At 71.5% G+C, this 13977-nt stretch carries 14 protein-coding genes and 1 riboswitch; of the genes, 2 read left to right on the forward strand and 12 right to left on the reverse strand.

All coding sequences use genetic code 11. The features are described from left to right. Positions 1 to 54 precede the first annotated feature (54 nt). Positions 55 to 837, forward strand: a complete 783-nt coding sequence (locus D0T12_RS17925) for a class I SAM-dependent methyltransferase (protein WP_117400739.1) — start codon at positions 55 to 57, stop codon at positions 835 to 837. A gap of 3 nt (positions 838 to 840) precedes the next feature. Here the strand turns inward: D0T12_RS17925 and D0T12_RS17930 are convergent, their stop codons facing one another. The 10 genes from D0T12_RS17930 to uvrC all read right to left on the reverse strand — a co-directional run bounded on the left by D0T12_RS17930 (position 841) and on the right by uvrC (position 11477). After that, positions 841 to 2112: a serine hydroxymethyltransferase gene (locus D0T12_RS17930; protein ID WP_117400740.1), complete on the reverse strand. Its 1272-nt coding sequence runs from the start codon at positions 2110 to 2112 to the stop codon at positions 841 to 843. Positions 2113 to 2167: 55 nt separating this feature from the next. Then, a riboswitch (ZMP/ZTP riboswitch) is annotated at positions 2168 to 2252 on the reverse strand. A gap of 250 nt (positions 2253 to 2502) precedes the next feature. After that, positions 2503 to 2871: an RNA polymerase-binding protein RbpA gene (locus D0T12_RS17935; protein WP_117400741.1), complete on the reverse strand. Its 369-nt coding sequence runs from the start codon at positions 2869 to 2871 to the stop codon at positions 2503 to 2505. Positions 2872 to 2958: 87 nt separating this feature from the next. Further along, positions 2959 to 3195 carry a preprotein translocase subunit SecG gene (gene secG / locus D0T12_RS17940; RefSeq protein WP_117400742.1) on the reverse strand — a complete coding sequence of 79 codons (237 nt, stop codon included), beginning with the start codon at positions 3193 to 3195 and terminating at the stop codon, positions 2959 to 2961. A 150-nt stretch (positions 3196 to 3345) separates the two neighbouring features. Further along, entirely contained in the window at positions 3346 to 4140 is a 795-nt protein-coding gene (gene tpiA / locus D0T12_RS17945; protein ID WP_117400743.1) for a triose-phosphate isomerase, read from the reverse strand. Positions 4141 to 4143: 3 nt separating this feature from the next. Then, positions 4144 to 5331 (reverse strand): phosphoglycerate kinase, encoded by a 1188-nt coding sequence (locus tag D0T12_RS17950; RefSeq protein WP_117400744.1) that lies wholly within the window; start codon positions 5329 to 5331, stop codon positions 4144 to 4146. Between the two features lie 79 nt (positions 5332 to 5410). Continuing rightward, positions 5411 to 6415 carry a type I glyceraldehyde-3-phosphate dehydrogenase gene (gap, locus tag D0T12_RS17955; RefSeq protein ID WP_117400745.1) on the reverse strand — a complete coding sequence of 335 codons (1005 nt, stop codon included), beginning with the start codon at positions 6413 to 6415 and terminating at the stop codon, positions 5411 to 5413. 160 nt (positions 6416 to 6575) lie between these two features. Further along, entirely contained in the window at positions 6576 to 7556 is a 981-nt protein-coding gene (gene whiA, locus D0T12_RS17960) for a DNA-binding protein WhiA (protein WP_117400746.1), read from the reverse strand. A 62-nt stretch (positions 7557 to 7618) separates the two neighbouring features. Continuing rightward, positions 7619 to 8572 carry a gluconeogenesis factor YvcK family protein gene (locus D0T12_RS17965; protein WP_117400747.1) on the reverse strand — a complete coding sequence of 318 codons (954 nt, stop codon included), beginning with the start codon at positions 8570 to 8572 and terminating at the stop codon, positions 7619 to 7621. Positions 8573 to 8628: 56 nt separating this feature from the next. Then, entirely contained in the window at positions 8629 to 9507 is an 879-nt protein-coding gene (gene rapZ, locus D0T12_RS17970; RefSeq protein WP_117400748.1) for an RNase adapter RapZ, read from the reverse strand. Beyond that, on the reverse strand, positions 9504 to 11477 hold the full coding sequence (uvrC, locus tag D0T12_RS17975; protein WP_117400749.1) for an excinuclease ABC subunit UvrC: 1974 nt from the start codon (positions 11475 to 11477) through the stop codon (positions 9504 to 9506). The genes rapZ and uvrC overlap by 4 nt, the downstream gene beginning before the upstream one ends. A 126-nt stretch (positions 11478 to 11603) precedes the next feature. On the opposite strand from uvrC, the gene D0T12_RS17980 reads away from it, so the two are divergent. Continuing rightward, positions 11604 to 12761, forward strand: a complete 1158-nt coding sequence (locus tag D0T12_RS17980; protein ID WP_158581524.1) for a mechanosensitive ion channel family protein — start codon at positions 11604 to 11606, stop codon at positions 12759 to 12761. Here D0T12_RS17980 and D0T12_RS17985 read toward each other — a convergent pair. Continuing rightward, positions 12748 to 13269, reverse strand: a complete 522-nt coding sequence (locus D0T12_RS17985) for a Rieske (2Fe-2S) protein (RefSeq protein ID WP_117400751.1) — start codon at positions 13267 to 13269, stop codon at positions 12748 to 12750. The two genes, D0T12_RS17980 and D0T12_RS17985, sit on opposite strands and share 14 nt — an antisense overlap. Before the next feature lie 102 nt (positions 13270 to 13371). Then, a complete protein-coding gene (locus tag D0T12_RS17990; protein WP_117400752.1) occupies positions 13372 to 13776 on the reverse strand; it encodes a Rieske (2Fe-2S) protein in 405 nt (134 codons plus the stop codon). Positions 13777 to 13977: the final 201 nt, after the last annotated feature.

Here is a 13977-nt window from a genome sequence, read left to right on the forward strand (position 1 = left end):
GCACGATGACGTGGCGATCACGTGACACCGGCGGCGCGCTGGCAGGATGGGCGGGTGAGCGGCATCTATGACGATCCGTGGGCGTACGCTCTGGCGTGCTCGTTCCGCGACGTGTCCGCCGAGGTGGACGCCCTGCTCGACTGGTGCGCCGAGAACCGGCTGAAGCCGGACTCGGTGCTGGAGCTGGCGGCGGGGCCCGCCGAGCACGCCCGGGAGTTCGCCCGTCGCGGCGTCGCCGCGACCGCGCTCGACCTGAACCCGGCGATGTGCGCCCACGCGTCCCGGGAGGCGGCACGCGACGGCGTCGACGTGACCGTCGTCGAGGACGACATGACCCGGTTCGACCTGGGCCGCCGGTTCGACCTGGTCGTGACCATGCTGGACTCGACGTCGCACCTGATGACGCTGGACGCGTTCGTCGCGCACCTGCGCCGCGTCGCCGCGCACCTGTCCCCCGGCGGCCTCTACATCGTGGAGATGTCGCATCCGCGTGACCGCCTCACCGACGAACCGACCGTCAGCACGGGCTGGCAGGTCGAGCGCGGCGGCGTCCGCGCCACCGTCCGGTGGGGCGAGCCCGGCGACGTGCTCGACCCGGTCACCCAGATCGCCGACGACCACGTCACGATGACCATCACAGGCCCGGACGGGACGCGGGTGCTGCGCGACGTCGTCCCCTACCGGTTCTGGACGGCGACGGAACTGGACGCGGTGATCCGCCTCGCGGGCGACCTGAACGTGGTCGCCCGGTACGGCGACTTCGGGGCCGGTGAGCACGCCGTGGCGCTCACCGACCCCGCCGCCTGGCGAATGATCACGATCCTGCGGGGGGCGTGACCGTCAGGGCGTGGCCGTCCACCCGGGCATCGGGTAGGACGCGAGCAGCTCCCGGACCTGTCCGGCGACCCGCTCGACGACGCTCTCGTCCTGCTTCGCCGCCGCCTGCACGACCTCGTCCATCCATGCCGCGACCCGCGGCATCAGGTCCTCACCGAGCCCGCGGGTGGTGATCGCGGCGGTGCCGACCCGCAGCCCGGACGGGTCGAACGGCTTGCGCGGGTCGAACGGAACGGCGTTGTAGTTCAGCTCGATCCCGGCGCGGTCGAGGGCCTGCGCGGCGGGTTTGCCACCGATGCCCTTGTTGGTCAGGTCGATGAGGATGAGGTGGTTGTCGGTGCCGCCGGAGATCAGGTCGTAGCCGCGGTCCAGGAGCGCGGCGGCGAGGGCCTTGGCGTTCGCGACGACCTGCCGCGCGTACGCGGCGAAGTCCGGCTGCGCCGCCTCCCGCAGCGCGACCGCGATCGCCGCGGTCGTGTGGTTGTGCGGCCCGCCCTGAAGCCCCGGGAACACGGCCTTGTCGACCGCCTTCGCGTGCTCGGCCGTCGACATGACCATCGCGCCGCGCGGGCCGCGCAGCGTCTTGTGCGTCGTCGTGGTGATCACGTCGGCGTGGCCGACCGGCGACGGATGCGCGCCGCCCGCGATCAGTCCCGCGATGTGCGCGATGTCGGCGGCCAGCACCGCGCCGACCTCCCGGGCGATCTCCGCGAACGCCGGGAAGTCGATCGTCCGGGGGATCGCGGTGCCGCCGCACCAGATCAGCTTCGGCCGCTCCTTGAGCGCCAGGTCGCGGACCTGGTCGAGGTCGATCCGGCCCGTGTCGGCGCGCACGTCGTACCGGACGGGACGGAACCACTTCCCGGTCGCCGACACCGACCAGCCGTGCGTCAGGTGCCCGCCCATCGGCAGCGACAGGCCCATCACCGGGTCGCCGGGCTCCAGGAACGCCATGTACACGGCGAGGTTCGCGGGCGACCCCGAATACGGCTGGACGTTGGCGTGCTCGACACCGAACACTTCCTTCGCCCGGTCGACGGCCAGCGTCTCGATCGGGTCCACGATCTGCTGACCCTCGTAGTACCGCTTCCCGGCGTACCCCTCGGAGTACTTGTTGGTCAGGACCGTCCCGGCGGCCTCCAAAACCGCGGGCGAAACATAGTTCTCCGACGCGATGAGCCGCAGCTTCTCGAACTGGCGGCGCGCCTCGTCCTCGACGAGCCCCGCGATCTCAGGGTCCTGGCCACGCAGATGGGGAACGGGCGGTTCGTGCATATCGGTTGCCTCCGCACTGCTCGCACCGGGATCTCGGGCACCCCGGTGTCAGGGGCCCGCACACCCAGGCGCGCGGTGTTCGGACGGCTCGCTCCCCGGTGGTCGACTCCACCTTGACTGCGCCAGTCGCGTATTGGCAAGCATACCGAGTCCTGTCCTTCCCCGCGCGAAGCCCGCACAGGGAAGAACACGACTCAAGGCATGCCCCCAGCCCCACCGCAACCCCGCAACGACCCCGACCACTGCGATCGCGTCCGAAGGCGGGTTCGAGCTCGCGAGAACCTGATCGCGCAGCGAGCGGCCAGGCGAGCCGGAGCGATGCCAGCGATCGCGCCGCGTTTCTCGACGATGGAGGCCCGCCGAGGCCGAAGGAGGAGAGAAATGCAAGAACTAACGAGCCGCTTCCAGGGCCTTCTTCACAGCCGCGCGCTTCTGGCGGAGTTTGGCCAGGGCCTCTTCGAGGATGGCTTCGCCGTCCTCGTCGCTGCGGCGCTCCTTCACGTACGCGAGGTGCGTCTTGTACGGCTCGGTCTTCGGCGGCGCCGGAGGGTTCTCCGAGTCCTGACCGGCGGGGAACCCGCAGCGCGGGCAGTCCCAGGTCTCGGGGACCGCCACGTCGGTCGCGAAGCTGGGGCGGGTCTCGTGCCGGTTGGCGCAGTAGAAGGTCACCCACACGCGGGGGGCGGCGTCACCACGTTCCGCCTCTCCCATCGGACCGGCCCCGACACGGCTGCCCCGAATCGCGTTGCCACTACCCACGGAGTACTCCTCGTTTGGTCTTCCGCCGCCGCCCGTTACCTCCTGCTGGGACGGCGCGGCGTTCGCTTTGGTGTCGAGACGGATGTCTCAGGCGTCGCCCTTGAACAGCAGGCCGAGCACGACGATCGAGGCGAACCACAGCACGCCGATGGCGATCGTCAGCCGGTCGAGGTTGCGTTCCACCACAGACGAGCCGCCCAGGGACGACGAGACGCCGCCGCCGAACATGTCGGACAGGCCGCCGCCCTTGCCCTTGTGCATGAGGACGAGGACGACCATCAGCAGGCTCGTGACGATGAGCACGATAGACGATGCGAGGATCACGATTTCAGCGCCTTGTCTCTAGTTCAGGACGGTCTGTAGTTCAGGACGGTGGACCAGGCCGGGCGGTTTACCCGTCAGCTACGAAGGGTACGACGAACCGGCCGCTGGTTCGGCACGAACCCCCGGTTCACCCCGAATTGATCAAGAAGATCAGACGGGAAGATCCCGATACCGGCAGATCTTGACGAACTCACCCGGGTCCAGGCTGGCACCACCGACCAAGGCGCCGTCCACGTCGTCCTGCGCCATGAGCTTGGCGACGTTGTCGCCCTTCACCGAACCGCCGTACAGGATACGCACCTCGTCGGCCACTCCGCCGTCGTACAGCTCGGCGAGCCGCGTCCTGATCGCGGCGCAGACCTCCTGCGCGTCCTGGGGGGTGGCGACCTCCCCGGTGCCGATCGCCCACACCGGCTCGTAAGCGATCACGAGGCGCCGGACCTGGTCGGCGGTGATCTTCTCCAGGCCGCCGTCCACCTGCGCGAGGACGTGCGGAACGTGCCCGCCCGCCTTGCGGACCTCCAGCCCCTCGCCCACGCACAGGATCGGGGTGAGGTCGGCGCCGAGCGCGGCCTTGGCCTTGGCGTTGACGAGCGCGTCGTCCTCGGCGTGGTACTGGCGGCGCTCGGAGTGCCCCACGACGACGTAGCCGCAGCGCAGCTTCGCGAGCATCGCCGCGGAGATCTCGCCGGTGTAGGCGCCGGAGGCGTGCGGGGAAACGTCCTGCGCGCCGTACTGGATCGGGTACTTGTCGGCCTCGATCAGCGTCTGCACGGAGCGGATCGCGGTGAACGGCGGCAGCACGGCGACGTCCACCGCGTCGTAGTCGGCCTCCTTGAGCGCGAACGCCAGCTTCTGGACGAGCGCGATCGCCTCAAGGTGGTTGTTGTTCATCTTCCAGTTGCCCGCCATCAGCGGTTTGCGGGCGGGGCTCGCGGGGGCCATCGGTCAGTCCTCCAGGGCCTGCAGGCCGGGCAGCGTCTTGCCTTCGAGGTATTCGAGGCTGGCACCGCCGCCGGTCGAGATGTGGGAGAAGGCGGCCTCGTCGAAGCCGAGCCGCCGGACGGCCGCGGCGGAGTCGCCGCCGCCGACCACCGTGAACGCGCCGGAGTCGATGAGACCCTGCGCGACGGCGCGGGTGCCGTGCTCGTAGGGCTTCATCTCGAACACGCCCATCGGGCCGTTCCAGAACACCGTGCGGGCGTCGGCGAGGCGCGCGGCGAACAGCTCGCCGGACTCGGGGCCGATGTCGAGGCCCATCCGGTCGGACGGAATCGCGTCGGCGGCCACGACGCCGTGGTCGGCGTCGGCGGAGAACGCCGTGGCGGCGACGACGTCGACGGGGAGCACGAACTCCACGCCGGTGTCCTCGGCGCGCCGCAGGTAGTCGCGGACGGTGTCGAGCTGATCCTCTTCGAGGAGGCTCGTGCCGACCTCGTGGCCCTGCGCCCTGAGGAAGGTGAACACCATGCCGCCGCCGATGAGGATGCGGTCGGCCTTGCCGAGCAGGTTGTCGATGACGCCGAGCTTGTCGGACACCTTCGAGCCGCCGAGCACGACCGCGTAGGGCCGTTCGACGTGCTCGGTGAGCCGCTTCAGCACCCCGACCTCGGTGGCGATCAGCCCGCCCGCGGCGTGCGGGAGCCGACCGGGCACGTCGTACACCGACGCGTGCCGGCGGTGAACCGCGCCGAACCCGTCCCCGACGTAGAGGTCGGCGAGGGCGGCGAGCCGGTCGGCGAAGGCGCCGCGCTCGGCGTCGTCCTTGCTGGTCTCGCCCGGTTCGAAGCGAAGGTTCTCCAACAGCGCGACGTCGCCGTCGGCGAGCGCGTCGACGGTCGCGCGGGCGGAGTCGCCGACGACGTCCGAAGCGAACGCGACGTCCGCGCCGAGCAGCTCGCCGAGCCGCGCCGCCACGGGCGCGAGGGAGAACTCGGGGTTCGCCTTCCCCTTGGGACGGCCGAGATGGGCGCAGACGATGACCCTGGCGCCCCCGGCCCGCAGCGTCTCGATCGTCGGGAGGCTCGCCCGGATCCGCCCGTCGTCGGTGATCGCGCCGCCGTCCAGGGGGACGTTCAGGTCGGCGCGGACGAGGACGCGCCGACCTGCGACGTCGAGGTCGTCAATGGTGCGCATCGAGTTGCGGTGTCCTTCCGTACACGGCCGCGCCGTGGCCGCGCGGTGCGGTGCGCGGCCACGGCGTCGAGGGCTTCGGTCAGAGCTGCGCGCCGACGAGCTTGACGAGGTCGACGAGACGGTTGGAGTAGCCCCACTCGTTGTCGTACCAGCCGACGACCTTCACCTGGTCGCCGATGACCTTGGTCAGCCCGGAGTCGTAGATGCAGGACGCCGGGTCGGTGACGATGTCGGTGGAGACGAGCGGGTCCTCGGTGTAGGTGAGGTAGCCCTTCAGCGGGCCTTCGGCGGCCGCCTTGAACGCCGCGTTGACCTCGTCCACCGTCACCTCGCGGGACAGCGTCACGGTGAGGTCGGTGGCGGAGCCCGTCGGCACCGGGACGCGCAGCGCGTAGCCGTCGAGCCTGCCCTTCAGCTCGGGCAGCACCAGGCCGATGGCCTTGGCGGCGCCGGTGGAGGTCGGCACGACGTTCAGCGCGGCGGCGCGGGCGCGGCGCGGGTCCTTGTGCGGGGCGTCCTGGAGGTTCTGGTCCTGCGTGTAGGCGTGAATCGTCGTCATCAGGCCACGCTCGATGACGAAGCTGTCGTGCAGGACCTTGGCCAGCGGGGCCAGGCAGTTGGTGGTGCAGGACGCGTTGGAGATCACCGTGTGGTTCGCCGGGTCGTAGGCGTCGTCGTTGACACCGAGGACGAGGGTGACGTCCTCGTTCTTCGCCGGGGCGGAGATGATCACCTTCTTGGCGCCGTTGTCGGCGTGCACCTTGGCCTTGGTGGCGTCGGTGAAGAAGCCGGTGGACTCCACGACGACGTCGGCGCCGACCTCGCTCCACTTCAGGTTCGCGGGGTCGCGCTCGGCGAACGCCTTGATCGCCTTGCCGCCGACGACGATCTCGGTGTCGGTGGCGCTCACCTCCTCGGGGAGGCGGCCGAGAATGCTGTCGTACTTGAGCAGCCGGGCGAGCGTGGCGGTGTCGGTCAGGTCGTTGACCGCCACGATCTCGATGTCGGCACCGGACGCCTTCACGGCCCGGTAGAAGTTCCGGCCGATCCGGCCGAACCCGTTGACGCCTACTCGGATGGTCACGGAACGGCTCTCCTCGCACATCGTGTCGCCCGGCCACGGCCGGACTGTCGCCTACGGTCGATCAGGGGATCCCCCTGTCCCCGACCCTATCCAATCAACCGCGGGCGACCTGACACCGGTGGGTGCGGCGCCGTCGGCCCCGCGCCGGGTCCGCCGGGGATCAGGGCGCGAGCATGTCGGCGGTCAGGTTCGCCTCGGTGCCGGGAATGCCCTGGTCGCCGGCGCGCTTGTCGGCCATGGCGAGGAGTCGGCGGATGCGGCCCGCGATGGCGTCCTTGGTGAGCGGCGGATCGGCGAGCTGGCCGAGCTCCTCCAGGGACGCCTGCTTGTGCTCCAGCCGGAGCCGTCCGGCGTTGACGAGGTGCTCGGGCGCGTCGTCGCCGAGGATCTCCAGGGCGCGGGCGACCCTGGCCCCGGCGGCGACGGCGGCGCGGGCGGAGCGGCGCAGGTTCGCGTCGTCGAAGTTGGCGAGCCGGTTGGCGGTGGCGCGGACCTCGCGGCGCATCCGGCGCTCCTCCCACGCGAGGACGCTGTCGTGGGCGCCGAGCCGGGTGAGCAGCGCGCTGATCGCGTCGCCGTCGCGGACGACGACGCGGTCGACGCCGCGGACCTCCCGGGCCTTGGCGTGGATCTTCAGCCGGCGGGCCGCGCCGACCAGGGCGAGCGCGGCCTCCGGGCCGGGGCACGTCACCTCCAGCGACATGGACCGGCCCGGCTCGGTCAGCGAGCCGTGCGCGAGGAACGCGCCCCGCCACGCGGACTCGGCGTCGCAGGCCGCGCCCGCGACGACGTGCCGGGGCAGGCCGCGGACCGGACGGCCGTTGCTGTCGATGAGGCCGGTCTGCCGGGCGAGCGACTCGCCGTCCCGGAAGACGCGCACGACGTAGCGGTTGCCCTTGCGCAGGCCGCTCGGCGCGAGCACCACGACCTCGGAGGTGTGCCCGAACACCTCCGAGATGTCCTTGATCAGGCGGCGCGCGGCGACGCCGGTGTCGATCTCGGCCTCGATCACGATGCGTCCGCTGACCAGGTGCAAGCCGCCCGCGAAGCGCAGCAGCGTCGAGACCTCGGCCTTGCGGCAGCACGGCTTCATGACCGTGAGCCTGCTCAGCTCGTCCTTGACCACACCGGTCATCGCCATGAGTTGGACCCCTCCCCCTATCGGACTTCCAGCAGTGTCGCCGATCCCGACGCCACCGGACGTCACTCGCTGAATATCTTGTCGAAGGCTTGGGCCAGCCGGGCGGGTTCATGACGCGGCGACCCGTCGTCGGCGGCGACGTCCGCGAGCACGAGACGTCCACCGATCTCCTGGACGGCCTTGTCGAGGGCCACCGGGTCGTCGACGACACCGGCGTCGGCGAGGACGACGTCCACGTTGAGGTCGGGCGCGTGGGCGCGCAGCACCTCCAGATGGGTCTGCGGCGAGAAGTCGTCGGTCTCGCCGGGCTGCGGCGCCAGGTTCAGCGCGACGGCGCGGCGGGCCCGGGACGACACCAGCGCGCGGGCCAGCGCCGGGACCTTCAGGTGCGGCAGGACGCTGGTGAACCAGGAGCCGGGGCCGAACACGATCCAGTCGGCGTCCTCGACCGCGGCGAGCGCCTCGGGACAGGCGGGCGGGTCGGCGGGGACCAGCGACACGCCGAGCACGGTGCCGGGCGTCTTCGCGCACGCGACCTGCCCCTTGACATGGGTGATCGCGTCGGGACGGGCCGGGTCGGCGCCGCGCACCTCGGCGACGATGTCCATCGGGACGGACGCCATCGGCAGGACCCGGCCGTGCGCGCCGAGCAGCCGCCCGACCCAGTCGAGCCCCGCGACCGCGCCCTCCCGGCCGAGGAGCTCCCACAGCGCGACGATGAGGACGTTGCCGACGGCGTGCCCCTGGAGGTCGCCCTCACTGCGGAAGCGGTGCTGGACGACGTCCCGCCACGTCTGCCCCCACTCGTCGTCGCCGCACAGGGCGGCCAGCGCCATCCGCAGGTCGCCGGGCGGGAGGACGCCGAGTTCGCGGCGCAGCCGTCCGCTGGACCCGCCGTCGTCGGCGACCGTGACGATCGCCGTCAGCCGGTCGGTGACGCGGCGCAGCGCCGACAGCGAGGCGTAGAGGCCGTGACCGCCGCCGAGCGCGACGACTCTCGGGCCGTGGGGCTTCACCGTGCCGCCAACCTGCTTTCCTCATCCGGCCCCCGCCCCGGGAACCGGGCAGGGGTCTACTCGCGGCCGAGGTCACGATGGGCGACCTGCACCTCGATGCCCTCGTCCCGCAGCCGGGCGGCGATCTGTTCCGCCATGGCAACACTACGGTGTTTGCCGCCGGTACATCCCACGGCCAGCGTCACGTAGTGCTTGCCCTCACGTTCGTACCCGTCGGCGAGAAGACGCAGCACCTCGGCGTAGGCGTCGAGGAACTCCTTGGCGCCGCGCTGCCCGAGGACGTAGTCGCGGACGGCGGAGTCGCGGCCCGTCTTCGGCCGCAGCTCCGGCACCCAGTGCGGGTTCGGCAGGAACCGGCAGTCGACGACGAGGTCGGCGTCGACGGGCAGGCCGTACTTGTAGCCGAACGACACGACGGTCGCGCGGAGGCTGGACTCGCCGGTGTCGTTGCCGAAGAACCCGATGATCTTGTTGCGGAGCTCGTGCACGTTGAGCCCGCTGGTGTCGATCACCAGGTCGGCCTCGGCGCGGACCTCGCGGACGAGTTCGCGTTCGCGGGCGATGCCGTCCACGAGACGGCCGTCGCCCTGGAGCGGGTGCGGGCGGCGGACGCTCTCGAACCGGCGCACCAGGTCGGCGTCGTTCGCCTCAAGGAACACCACGCGCGGGTGGACGCCGCGCGCCTCCAGCTCGGCGATCGAGGAGTGCAGGTCCTCGGTGAAGGCGCGGCTGCGCACGTCCACGACCACGGCGATCCGCGGGACGGCGTCCTTCACCCGGCCGCCGAGGTCGGCCATCGTCGCCAGCAGCCCCGGCGGCAGGTTGTCGACCACGAACCAGTCGAGGTCCTCCAGGGATTTGGCCGCCGTGCTGCGGCCCGCCCCGGACATTCCGGTGACTATCACAATGTCCGGGATCTTCGTCTCACTGGTCATGTCGGTCTCCCCGTGTGCTCCCCGTCCGCGTCCCCCCGCGGCCCCGTGCCGCCGTGCAGGGCGGCGACGATCCCCTCGGCGCTGCGCCGCCCGATGCCCGGGACCTCGGCGACCTGCTCGGGTGTCGCGTCCTTCAACCGCTTCAGCGACCCGAAGTGTTTCAGCAGCGCCGCCCTGCGCGCCGGACCCAGACCCGGAACGTTATCGAGTTCGCTGACCGTCATCGACTTCGACCGCCGCTGCCGGTGGAACGTGATCGCGAACCGGTGCGCCTCGTCGCGGACCCGCTGGACGAGGAACATCCCCTCGCTGTTGCGCGGCAGGATCACCGGGTCGTCCTCGCCGGGCAGCCAGATCTCCTCCAGCCGCTTGGCGATGCCGCACACGTCGATGTCGTCGACCCCGAGCTCCTCCAGGGCCCGCCGGGCGGCGGCGACCTGCGGCGGACCGCCGTCGACGATCACCAGGTTCGGCGGGTAGGCGAACTTTCGGGGCCTGCCGGTCTCCGGGTCGATCGGCTGGTGCGCGCCCTCGTCGCCGGGAGCGTCGCCCAGGTGGTCGAGTTCGCCCGTCTTCTCGCTCTCGGCGAGGTAGCGCTTGAACCTGCGGGTGATGACCTCGTGGATGGAACGGACGTCGTCCTGCCCCTGCACGCCCTTGATCGTGAACCGGCGGTACTCGCTCTTGCGGGCCAGACCGTCCTCGAACACGACCATCGACGCGACCACGTCGGTGCCCTGGAGGTTCGACACGTCGTAGCACTCGATGCGCAGCGGGGCGTCGTCCAGCTCCAGCGCCTCCTGGATCTCCTGGAGGGCGCGGCTGCGGGTGGTGAGGTCGGACGCGCGGCGCGTCTTGTGCTGCTTGAGGGCCTCGTGCGCGTTGCGCGCGACCGTCTCCAGCAGGGCCTTCTTGTCGCCGCGCCGCGGCACCCGTAGCCGGACGGGCCCGCCGCGTTGCTCCGACAGCAGCTCGGTCATCGCGTCCTCCTCGGGAGGCAGCGCCGGGACGAGCACCTCCCGCGGAACCGATTCGCTCTCGCCGTAGATCTGGATGAGGAAATGCTCGACCAGGTCGGCGGTGGTGACGTCCTCGACCTTGTCGACGACCCAGCCGCGCTGCCCGCGGATCCGGCCGCCGCGCACGTAGAACACCTGCACGGCCGCCTCCAGCTCGTCCTCCGCGAAGGCGATCATGTCGCAGTCGGTGGTGTCGGCGAGGACGACGGCCTGCTTCTCCAGGGCCCGTTCCAGGGCGCGGACGTCGTCGCGGAGCCGGGCGGCGCGCTCGTACTCCTGGGACGCGGCGGCCTCCCGCATGTCGCGCTCCAGGCGTTTGATGAACCGGCTGGTGTGGCCCGCCATGAAGTCGCAGAAGTCCTCGGCGAGGAGCCGGTGCTCGTCCGGGGTGACCCGGCCGACGCACGGCGCGGAGCACTTGCCGATGTAGCCGAGCAGGCAGGGACGGTCGAGCTGGTGCTGCCGTTTGAACACGCCCGCGCTGCACGTCCGGACGGGGAACACGCGCAGCAGTTGGTCGACCGTCTCCCTGATCGCCCACGCGTGGGAGTACGGCCCGAAGTAGCGCACGCCCTTGCGTTTCGCGCCGCGCATCACCATCACCCTCGGAAAGTCCTCGTTCAGGGTGACGGCGAGGTACGGATACGACTTGTCGTCGCGGTAACGGACGTTGAACCGGGGATCGAACTCCTTGATCCAGGAGTATTCGAGCTGGAGCGCCTCGACCTCGGTGGCGACGACCGTCCAGTCGACCCGCGCGGCGGTCCGCACCATGGTCTGCGTGCGGGGATGCAGCGTGGAGAAGTCGGCGAAGTAGGAGTTCAGGCGCTGCCGCAGGCTCTTGGCCTTGCCCACGTAGATGACCCGGCCGTGCTCGTCGCGGAACCGGTACACGCCGGGAGACTCGGGGATGGAGCCGGGTGCGGGTCGGTAGGTCGCCGGGTCTGCCACGTTCAAAAGCCTAGTGGGCGGGGCCGACACGCCGTGCTGGCGCGCTTCGCGGGCCGGGGTGACGGAGGTCTCCCTCCGCTGGTCACATGTCCGCAAAACATTCGGAAAGGGAGAGTCGGACGCAGGTTGTCCCCAGAACGGAAGGGGGTCGTCGCGGACGTGTCCGCACTGTGGGCATGGATCGTCCTCGCGGCCGTCGTGGCCGCGTCGGTGATCGTCGTGGAGGTGGGGCGCCGGCTGCTGGCGGGACGGCTGTCGGCGCGGTGGCCGGGGGCCGGTCGCGTCGCCCGGCGCGTGGCCGCGCCGGCGTTCGCGTTCGCGGTCGTGGTGGGCGGCGGCGCGGCGATGCCGTACCGGATGCTCGGAGACCAGGCGGAGGACGCGGTCGGGCAGGCGGTGCGGATCGCGGCGATCGGCGCCACGACCTGGCTGGTGCTGCGGATCGGCTACGCGTTGACCGACCCGCCGCTGGCCCGGCTGACCCGTATCGAGGGCGACCGCAACCGGCGCGCCCGGCGGGCCCGCACGCAGATGCTGCTGCTGCGCCGGATCGCCGCCGTGCTGATCGTGGTCCTGGCGGTGGGCGCCGCGCTGTTCACCTTCCCCGGCGTGCGCGCGGTCGGCGCGGGGGTGCTGGCCTCGGCGGGCGTCGCGGGGCTGGTCGTCGGCATCGCGGCGCGGCCGACGCTGGGCAACCTGCTCGCCGGGCTGCAACTGGCGTTCAGCGACGCGCTGCGGCTCGACGACGTCGTCGTCACGCAGGGCCACTGGGGACGGGTCGAGGAGCTGACCCTGTCGTACGTGGTGCTGCGGCTCTGGGACGACCGGCGGATGATCTTCCCGGTGTCGCATTTCACGGAGCAGCCGTTCGAGAACTGGACCCGCCACTCGTCCCGGCTGCTCGGGTCCGTGGAGCTGCACGTCGACTGGTCGGTGCCGATCGAGGAGCTGCGCACCGAGCTGCACGCCGCGCTCCGGGACAACCCGCTGTGGGACCGGCGCGACTGGATGCTCCAGGTCGTGGACGTCCAGCCGAACGGGCTGGTCACGCTGCTGGCGATGATGAGCGCGGCGGACTCGGCCAGCACCTGGGACCTGCGCTGCGACGTGCGCGAGCATCTCATCTCCCACATCCGCCGCCACCACCCCGAGGCGCTCCCCCGCCTGCGTGTCGAGGCCGCCCCATGGGAGGACGGCCGAGACGCGGACGGTAGGGAGCAGGAGGGCCGGGCCGCCCCCGGCGGGGGCCGCCCGGCGCGCCCGGACACGCTCAGGCGAGCATGATCTGGTCGCCCTGCACGGTGATCTTCTTCTCCGGCAGCGGCTCGTCGGCGGGCGGAGCCGCCACCGAACCGTCGGTGATCTTGAACTTGCTGCCGTGGCAGTGGCAGTTGATCGTGCCGTCGGACACCGAGCCGACGGCGCAGCCGCGGTGGGTGCAGGCCGACGAGAACGCCTTGAACTGGCCCTGGGCCGGCTGGCACACCACGACCTTGGCGTCCTCGAACACCTTGCCGCCGCCGACCGGGATGTCGGCGGTCTTCGCGATCTCCCTGCCCCCGCCCTGCGGCTGACCGCCCCCGTTCGGCCGGGCGCCGCCGGTCGAGCCGCCCGACCCGTTCGAGTCGCCCGCCTCGCCGCCGTCGTCGGTCCCGCCGCACGCAGCCGCCAGCCCGGCGATGCCCGCGAGACCCGCCCCGATGAGCAGGCCCCTCCGGGTGTTCCCCCCGGCCGGGGCGTTCCCCGGCGCCTGCTCCGCTCCGTCCGACCGCGTCTCGGACCCCTGTGGCATTCTCGCCCTCCGGTGACATCTCGAATTCGGTACGTCACCAGGAAGCACGTACACCGGACCGAAGTGGTTCAATTCCGAACCATTTCGGGGGTGTCCGGCGGGTCAGCCGACGACGATTCCCCCGCCCTTGACCTGCACCGGGTACTCCTTCAGCGGCTTGTCCGCGGGGCCGCGCCGCACCGACCCGTCCGCGATCGCGAACTCGCTGCCGTGGCAGTCGCACTTGATCAGCCCGTCGGTCACCGAGCCGACGGTGCAGCCCTGGTGCGTGCACACCGCCGTGAACGCCTTGAACGCGCCCTGGCTCGGCTGCGTCACCACGACCTTGTCGCCGCCGTAGATCTTTCCGCCGCCGACCGGGATGTCGGCGGTCTTCGCGATCTCCTTGCCCCGGAGTTCCTCCGTGGACTTCTCCCCGTCACCGCCGCACCCCGCGAGCGCGGCCGCGCCGACGATTCCGGCGCCGCACAGCACCGCACGGCGGCCGATCCCCTGTTCGTCAGTCATACCGGCCATGATCCTGGACGACGTTCCAGGTCGCGCGCCGACCCGCCCGGGAAGGCGGAAGCCGCCCGAACGGCCGGGCGCCGGAAAGCGAGGCGTCCGTCCCGGAGGCCCTCCCCCTTCCCTCGGGAGGGCCTCCGGGATCAGCGGCCGACCCGCGGGTTCTCCCAGATGCCCGGGGTCAGACCGGTCCCCTCTCGAGGA

This window comes from Actinomadura spongiicola (genome assembly GCF_003432485.1).
GTDB classification, from domain to species: domain Bacteria; phylum Actinomycetota; class Actinomycetes; order Streptosporangiales; family Streptosporangiaceae; genus Spirillospora; species Spirillospora spongiicola.

Bases quoted from the DNA above. Each gene is read 5' to 3' on its own strand.
- D0T12_RS17930 (WP_117400740.1), bottom strand. From the start codon at position 2,112: ATGCACGAACCGCCCGTTCCCCATCTGCGTGGCCAGGACCCTGAGATC.
- D0T12_RS17950 (WP_117400744.1), bottom strand. From the start codon at position 5,331: ATGCGCACCATTGACGACCTCGACGTCGCAGGTCGGCGCGTCCTCGTC.
- rapZ (WP_117400748.1), bottom strand. From the start codon at position 9,507: ATGACCAGTGAGACGAAGATCCCGGACATTGTGATAGTCACCGGAATG.
- whiA (WP_117400746.1), bottom strand. From the start codon at position 7,556: ATGGCGATGACCGGTGTGGTCAAGGACGAGCTGAGCAGGCTCACGGTC.
- D0T12_RS17990 (WP_117400752.1), bottom strand. From the start codon at position 13,776: ATGACTGACGAACAGGGGATCGGCCGCCGTGCGGTGCTGTGCGGCGCC.
- D0T12_RS17985 (WP_117400751.1), bottom strand. From the start codon at position 13,269: ATGCCACAGGGGTCCGAGACGCGGTCGGACGGAGCGGAGCAGGCGCCG.
- tpiA (WP_117400743.1), bottom strand. From the start codon at position 4,140: ATGGCCCCCGCGAGCCCCGCCCGCAAACCGCTGATGGCGGGCAACTGG.